General features: G+C 39.3%; 5 protein-coding genes. 3 read left to right on the top strand and 2 right to left on the bottom strand.

Features of this window, described 5'->3' with window-relative positions; translation table 11 throughout:
* Positions 1-1,492: 1,492 nt before the first annotated feature.
* On the top strand, positions 1,493-2,173 hold the full coding sequence (locus tag GJS45_RS23375; RefSeq protein ID WP_162344316.1) for a sugar transferase: 681 nt from the start codon (positions 1,493-1,495) through the stop codon (positions 2,171-2,173).
* Between the two features lie 62 nt (positions 2,174-2,235).
* Here GJS45_RS23375 and GJS45_RS23370 read toward each other — a convergent pair whose 3' ends face one another.
* A complete protein-coding gene (locus GJS45_RS23370) occupies positions 2,236-3,528 on the bottom strand; it encodes a WcaI family glycosyltransferase (protein ID WP_162344315.1) in 1,293 nt (430 codons plus the stop codon).
* 469 nt (positions 3,529-3,997) lie between these two features.
* On the opposite strand from GJS45_RS23370, the gene GJS45_RS23365 reads away from it, so the two are divergent.
* The gene (locus GJS45_RS23365; protein WP_162344314.1) at positions 3,998-5,470 is read left to right on the top strand and encodes a capsule assembly Wzi family protein; all 1,473 of its coding nucleotides are present in this window, start codon (positions 3,998-4,000) and stop codon (positions 5,468-5,470) included.
* Between the two features lie 251 nt (positions 5,471-5,721).
* Positions 5,722-6,666 carry a phytanoyl-CoA dioxygenase family protein gene (locus GJS45_RS23360; protein ID WP_162344313.1) on the top strand — a complete coding sequence of 315 codons (945 nt, stop codon included), beginning with the start codon at positions 5,722-5,724 and terminating at the stop codon, positions 6,664-6,666.
* A gap of 571 nt (positions 6,667-7,237) precedes the next feature.
* Here GJS45_RS23360 and GJS45_RS23355 read toward each other — a convergent pair.
* The coding region (locus tag GJS45_RS23355) for a T9SS type A sorting domain-containing protein (protein WP_162344312.1) at positions 7,238-7,685 on the bottom strand (448 nt) is incomplete at its 5' end.

Raw genomic sequence — 7,685 nt, 5'->3', positions numbered from 1 at the left:
AGAATGGAAAAGTATGTGGAATTTTAGCTGTTTTGTTTGCTTTTCAACATAGGAGGACACAAAGGAGGCACTAAGAACACAAAGGTTTTTTTCAAGCCTCTCTGAGCACTTTGTGTTTTCTTTGAGCTCTTTGTGACTAAATCATTATCATATCATCTCCCTGGCTACCAGCTGGAGTCTGAAAAAGGGGATTTAAATACGCGGCATAATTTTACCACCCCCTGAATCCCCCTCCTTAAAACAGGAGGGGGCCCGGAGGGAGGCGATTTGATGTCACTCTTAATTTTTTTAACATGTTGAAATTCAAATAGTTAAAAATAAATACCGTTATCCCGATTTCTGCGTTTTGTAAAATGTTAAGTCTCGAAGTGTCGGCATCGGTTCGTGGTGACGCCAATCCCGTCATTGCGAGCGCCAGCGAAGCAATCTGATTCGCGGTGTGCGCGTAAGGATTACGAAAAAGGGCAGTTAGATACGCCGGACGTGTACGTCTTCCGACAGACTGCCGCGGGTGCTGGGGCGGTTGATGAAATACGATTGGGGTCAGGTCAGCACCCTACCGATGACGTATTTATCAAATCGCTGAAAATCAATATATTAAAAATCCACATCGTCATCCCGATTTCTGCGTTTTTTAAAATGTTAATTCTCGCAGTGACGGGAACGTGTCGCGGTTACTCCAACGTCGTCATTGCGAGCGGCAGCGGGCTTCGGCAGGCTCAGCCTAAAAAGCAATCTGAATCGGAGCGTTAATGTAAGGAGCTCAAGAAAAGAGCAGTTAAATAGGCCTGATGTGTTCGTAAAACGACAATTTTTTCCACCCTCTTTCTCCCCTCCTGTTTTAGGAGGGGGACCGGAGGGAGGTGCAATTTTTAACTGTTAAGTCTCAAAGTGTCGGGTAATCAGAAGCATAAGGTAAATTCCACCCAATCGCCGGTATAAAATCAATTCTAAATCGAACGAATAGGTCTGTAAATTATAATGAAATTCAGTGAATTTATAATACTAAATAGCGAATTAAACTACTCAAATAAATTATTATCGGTTGGAAATGTAACCTTCTAAACTGAAATTATTTTAATAAATAAGTTTATAGGTATGGGGCAAAAATTTTTTGAGATGAGATTGGGTAAAATAAAAATTATTTTTTTATATTTAAACATAGATAGCAAAAAAAATGCATTTCAAAAACAATAAAATGTTTCACAATCGTTTTGTTTTTGGTTTAATTTTTTGCTCTAACGCCTGTAGGGGCAGACCCAATTTTATAACCTAAGCAAACATTGTACGCTCAGATTAAAGCAATTATTAAAATTAAGTAGTAAACAGGAACGATTGATCTGGCTGTATACTACAATCGAAAACCCATGTTAATTAGCCCCAAACCCCTTGGATGGAATGAATAGGTATCCGGTAGAAAAGAAGAAATGGGTTGGTCTGTTGATGCTGGATAGTTAGAAAATAGAGTTTCCATTGAATTACCGGTTGTTCCATGTATAAGACCTTATTTAGAAATAATGTATTCCATCAAAGGGTAGCGGAAAAACAAACCTCAAAAGATCGACTGAGTGAAAAACGCCTTCCCTTGAGAATAAAGAACGGTCTTGATTTTTTTGTGGCTTGTACCTTCCTGATCGTTATCGCTACCTGGTTATTTCCCCTCATTGCCCTGCTGATAAAAGTGGGATCCAAGGGACCGGTGATTTTTAAGCAACTTAGGCATGGGAAGGACAACAAGCCTTTTTATTGCTTAAAGTTCCGAACCATGGTGGTAAACGATAAGGCGGATACGGTACAGGCCAAAAAGGGAGATATTCGCATCACCAAATTCGGGTCTTTTTTGAGAAAAAGCAGTCTGGATGAATTGCCTCAATTGATCAATATAGTACGGGGGGAGATGTCACTCATCGGTCCCCGGCCCCATGCGGTACCGATGAATGAAATCTTCTCGGATCGGATTCCAGGTTATATGAACCGCCATGCCATCAAGCCGGGCCTAACGGGTCTGGCACAATCCCGGGGGTACAGAGGAGAGATTAAAAGTTATCAGGACTTGTACTTCAGGTACCGGCTGGATTTGTTTTACTTTAAAAAATGGGACCTACTTTTGGATGTTAAAATCCTGGCTTGGACCGCTTACTCGCTATTGTTTGATAATAAGAATGCGTATTGAGAAATGCCACTTATATATTTTACTCCTTGTATGAATATTGTTCAATTTTTCACTGTGAGGAATTATGCCCTTACGGTAGATTTTTGGCTCTTAATTTGGCTAACCGGTAAATGTAAAACTTCGTATTCAAAGTCGGTCATGATACTTTCAAGAGATAAGTAATTTTCCGCATACCTGCGCGCATTTCCGGAAATGATTCGGTTGTTATTTTCCTCAGAAACTGCTTTTAGAATACCATCATGTAACGCATTGGAATCATCGGGATCAATTATAATTCCTGTGTTGAATTTGTCAATGGTATTATACAGTTCGGAACCTTTCGTGGCCGTGACTAGGGAAACACCACCAACTGCCCAAATGGTTGTCAATTTGGAAGGTAACATCAAATCAGTAGCGTTGGATTTTTGTAGCACCAAGTGGAGGTCAGCGAGATTAAGCATTTTCCTAAATTTATCTAGTGGCTGAAGGGGTAAAAAAATCACATTGGTTAATCCCAGGATTTCCTTTTGGGCCACCAGATGATCGACATATGGTCCGGATCCACAGATAATAAATAGAATGTGGGTATCGTTCGCAAAATTTTTGGCTGTTAACAATATACGATCCAGACCTTGTTTCTCACCAATAGCCCCCGAGTAGAGTACCAATTTATCATCAGGGTTAAAGCCAAACTCTTTTTTGAGTGCTGCTTTGTCTTTTAGGGGGCAAAATAGTTCTATATTTACCCAATTCGAAAAAAGATAAATATCTTTGTGGGATTTTTGCCTGATCTTGTGAGCCATAGCGGTGGAAATGGTGCTAATTTTGTCCACGTTGTTAAAAATGTACTGTTCAATTTTAAGTAAAACAGTTATCAGGCTTTGGGCCTGTATCATTTTTAGGTCTCTCGCGGCCTCTATTTGAAGATCTTGAATATGATAAATGAATTGATTTTTTTGAAATTTTTTGACCATCACTCCCAGTATTCCCAAGAGAAGAGAGGGCGATACAGCAATTACCTGATCAAATTGAAATTTAGGAATCACTCCTATTAATTTAAAAAAGGCACTAACGAGAAACGAAAAATCCAATAGCATCCTTCGGATGGCTGTAGGCTTAGACGGTATATAGGCCGGGCAGCGGAAAATATTAATTTTACCACCGGATGGGAACGATTGCGTTTCAAGTTTGTACCAGAACCTGCTTTTGACATAGGGTTCCTGTACCTGCCAATAAGGATAATAAGGATAGGTAGTGATGACGGTACATTCGTGGCCCCTGCATGCCAACCAATGGATCATCTCTCCCGAGTATTTTCCAATTCCGGTTGGTTCTGGAGCATAGTTATAGCCTATCAAGAGAACTCTCTTCTTCATAAACGAAAGATTTAATAAATCCTCAATACCTATTGAAGGATTTCAATAAATAAGATTATATTTAATTTGAATAGGAATGCTTATCAGTTGGTTGGTTAGGTTTTGATAACTATCCTCTATTAAAGTAATTTATTGATCAGGTTTGTAGGGTATCAATAAATTCAATATAGTAATAAAAATAGAATAAAATAAATAATATCTACACTAAAAAGATTTTTAAATACAAAAAAAAGTGGATGGACCCCTTTGTCGTTTTTATTGATGGTTTCGAATATTGAACAAAACAAGTTTTATATTAACTTTTTACTATAATATGGAAAAAATTATATATAATTTTATGAAAAAATAATTTTATTTTTTACGTCCAAAATGGGTATTTGATTATTAAATCGAAATCCTTATTACTTATTTTTTTTCAGAAAAGATATATACCGGGTTATTCTTATTTGGTTTCTTAGTATGTTTGAGTATGAAGGTGTTTTTGTTTACCGTCTTATTTGTCCAGCTGGGTGTTCATCAGGTTTCGGGTCAATTTCTTGATTCTCTCAAAATTGAAGCAGGACTTAGCATGATCGCAGCTTCGAAGGAGTATCCCTCTTTCTGGTTACAAGCCAACCAATTCGGTACGGTTGGCAGTGAACGGCAGCTGGATCTTATTCCGCACCTGTCCGCTGAAAACAGTCACTATTTCCGATTGAACAAGTCGAAAAATAAACCAACAGAAGCCAATTTTCACCTGGGGTATGGCCTGGATCTATATGCCAATAATGGCTTTAATTCTATTTTTGCCAAAGAAGCATTTGTTCGGCTGGGGTATCAGCAATGGGAGTTAAGGGCGGGAAGGTTTGCCGAACTTATTGGAGAGGTGGACCCCGAGCTTTCAAGTGGTTCCATGGCGGTCAGTGGCAATGCTTTACCCATACCCAAACTGACCTTTATCGTAAATCGCTTTACCGATGTTCCGGGCACCAAGGGATTTTTGCAGTTTAAAGGACAGTATTCCCATGGTTGGTTGGGGACTTCCCATTCTGTGAAAAATGCCTTTTTGCATGAAAAGGTTTTCTACCTGAAAGCCGGGAGGGATCCATTCAGTTTCTATGCAGGGTTGATGCATTTCGCCCAATGGGGTGGGGAACATCCGCGTGGGCCCATGCCCGACAGGTTTGAAGATTATTTACGGATCATTGTGGGGGCCTCGGGAGATCCAAATGATCCGGTTTACCAACAGGGTGCGGGTGCTATTGATGTGGCCAATGCGGTGGGTAATCACATGATCAATTCTGACATCGGCCTGGAGATCAAGCTGGCCAAATCCAAACTAAAACTCTATACCCAAACCATATTTTCCAAAGGCCGAGGGGACAGTTCCAATTTAAACCGGAGGGATGACCTGGTTGGATTTAACCTATTCGGAAAAGACCGAATGGTAGGATTAAGCTGGACTAGCGACAGAAAATCATGGCTAGAAAAAGTGTTGCTGGAAGGTATTTATACCAAGGACCAGGGAGGCGATATTATTTTCAATGGAAGGTTTAATTATTATAACAATGCTACCTATGCTACTGGCTGGGTGTATCTGGAAAACATTATCGGTACTCCTTTATTTATTTCACAAAAGCAGGCCGCAAATTACCAATTGGATCCTAATGGAATTGGGGGATGGAGTGTGGTGAGCAATAGGATCGTTGGGTATCACGGCGGAATAATGGGAAGCCTGGGTAAATATACGCGTTGCCGTACATTGATTACCTTTGTAAGGCATTTCGGGAACTACTACAACGATGCCTATTTTTCTCCAAACAAAAACCAATTTCATTTTTTATTAGAACTAAGCCATCGGCTGGACCCTAAAATTAACGTAGTTACTGCCATTGGTCTGGATCGGGGAGAATTATCCAATATTGTAGGCGGGAAATTGGCATTGGAATGGACAATAAAATGAGGGGATTTCATATGTTTATAATTGTCTTCAAGCGGCCATATGGAATCTCGCATGCTTTATAATCATCCCTCTGTGTGACGTTTTCGTCATGCCTGTCTGCCTCAGGCAGGCTCGATTTCATGACAGGAATAAAGAGTTTTTATTGACGTCGATTAATGAACAGTAAAAAAATAATATAAAAAGCATTAAATTATTTAATAATGATGTTTATATTTAATAAGAAAAAAGTATTCATATACCTTACCTGAACTATGATTGCTACCCTTAAAAGAATCAAATGGCTCTATGTGGCGTATAATTTTTTTCATCAAAAAAAATTAGCCTATCTCAAGCCGCTTTATGCAAGATTTGGTGTAAGGAAACGCTGTTTTCAGACGATATCTAGTAGCGATCTTAATGAGTACGATCCCTTAATTGGCCCTGTATTGGATCGATTGAATTCGGTAAATGAACTTCCATCACATCCATTATACGCTGATTTACCCGAAAAAATTCAGGAGGAGTTGTTGCATTGGTCCGATGATGGTTATGCCGTTTTAGAGGGTTTTTTTACAGGGGAACAGGTAGCATCTATCAACGATCGAATTGAAAAATTGGTAAAATCAAGCCAACTAGAAATCCGGGAAGGGCGAAAAATAATGTTTGCCGTTAATCATTCTCCAAAGCTCCGTGCCGAGGCAAGCCCGGGACGTTTGGAAAAAATTCTTGAAATGGTACTAGGAAGGCCGGTCTCGTTATTTCAAAGTGTGAATTTCTATAAAGGAAGTGAAGACCCAGCCCACTCTGATTTTATTCATATGTCTACTTATCCCTATGGTTTCCTTATTGCGGTTTGGATTGCCCTGGAGGATATCGATATGGACAATGGTCCCTTATTTTATTATCCTGGAAGCCATAAATTAAAATACATCATGAACAATGACTTTGACCATGGTGGTAATAATTGGATGTTAGGCAAAAATTATAAGGAAAAGTATTCCAATAAAATTGCGAGTGTACTAGCGGATACCGATTTTAAAATAAAGTATTTCACCGCCAAAAAGGGGGACGTCTTAATCTGGCATGCCAATCTGTTACATGGAGGGGCCAAGGTAGTAAATGGAGACAGGACCCGAAAGAGCATGGTCATGCACTATTTTGGGTCGGATGTCATCAGATACCATGAAGTTACCCAAAGACCTTCTTTAATGAATTGAAAACTTTTTCCATGTGGGTATTACCTGGTCTTTTTGGAAGAACTGAGTTAAAATAGGTTCAGTTCGGGCTTTCCTGAAAAAATTGATGAATCTTGAACTTCATTTCACCATCAGTATTTACCAAGAGAGCTTCCAGATTGCTTTTAAATACCAATGAAGGTTTTTTTAAAGAGCGTTATTCCTTAGAAAATCTGGAATTTCTCTAATGGGGAACATGGGTTTCATTGTACAGGTCATCGAGATTCCGTATTTGCAGGGTGTTCAAGGTACTGAAGAGGAATCCGGGAGGCTAATGTGGTTTTTCCGTGGCTCGTGTTTGATAACTGCAAAGCCTCTGGGAATATAAGCACCACTCACCACCAACTGGTTAGAGCTGTCCAGTTGGTGGTAAAAGCTTCATCAAATTCCAGGTAAATCCGCTCTTTTGAGCTACTATACTTTCTATCAGTGGTATGCCTTTGGAGACTCTTCGCCAGCTGTTTCACTTAGTAATTCTCTACTTTCCTGCACGATAGTATTTCCCATCGTCGCTTTGATTCTCTCTAAGCAGACGCAAATTAAACCATCAATATTACCTTTTTATCATTTTTACAGTACGGATAAATTCCCCTTTATCACTTTCAACAACAAGTAAATAAACACCCCCTGAAGCTAACATTAGGTTAGATAGGTCAATCTCAAAAATACTTGAGCTTTTTAAATCTGTTCTGAAAACTTTTCGGTAATATTCTTTACCTGATACATCATAAACCCTTATCAAATAGTCTTGCGGTTCCCCTCCAGGCATTCTAAAATAAATGATAGAATCAAATGGGTTGGGATAGGCTGAAATTGATATTTCTTCTCGGGAAATTGAATTGTTCTTGGCTATGACTGATTCCCCATCAATAGGTAAAGCTGAAGGCTTTGATTTATCGATGATTTGAATTCGTTGATTTGTTCCGGAGGGCATGGACAAGGAATGAATTTCAATGGCACTGACTTTGGGGTTTTCCGAAACCTTTTCAAAGAGCAGGTTT

The organism is Cyclobacterium salsum, from assembly GCF_010119245.1.
In the GTDB taxonomy this organism is placed as follows: domain Bacteria; phylum Bacteroidota; class Bacteroidia; order Cytophagales; family Cyclobacteriaceae; genus Cyclobacterium; species Cyclobacterium salsum.
The sequence above is the reverse complement of the archived record's forward strand: the minus strand, read 5'-3'. Positions and strand labels throughout refer to the sequence as shown.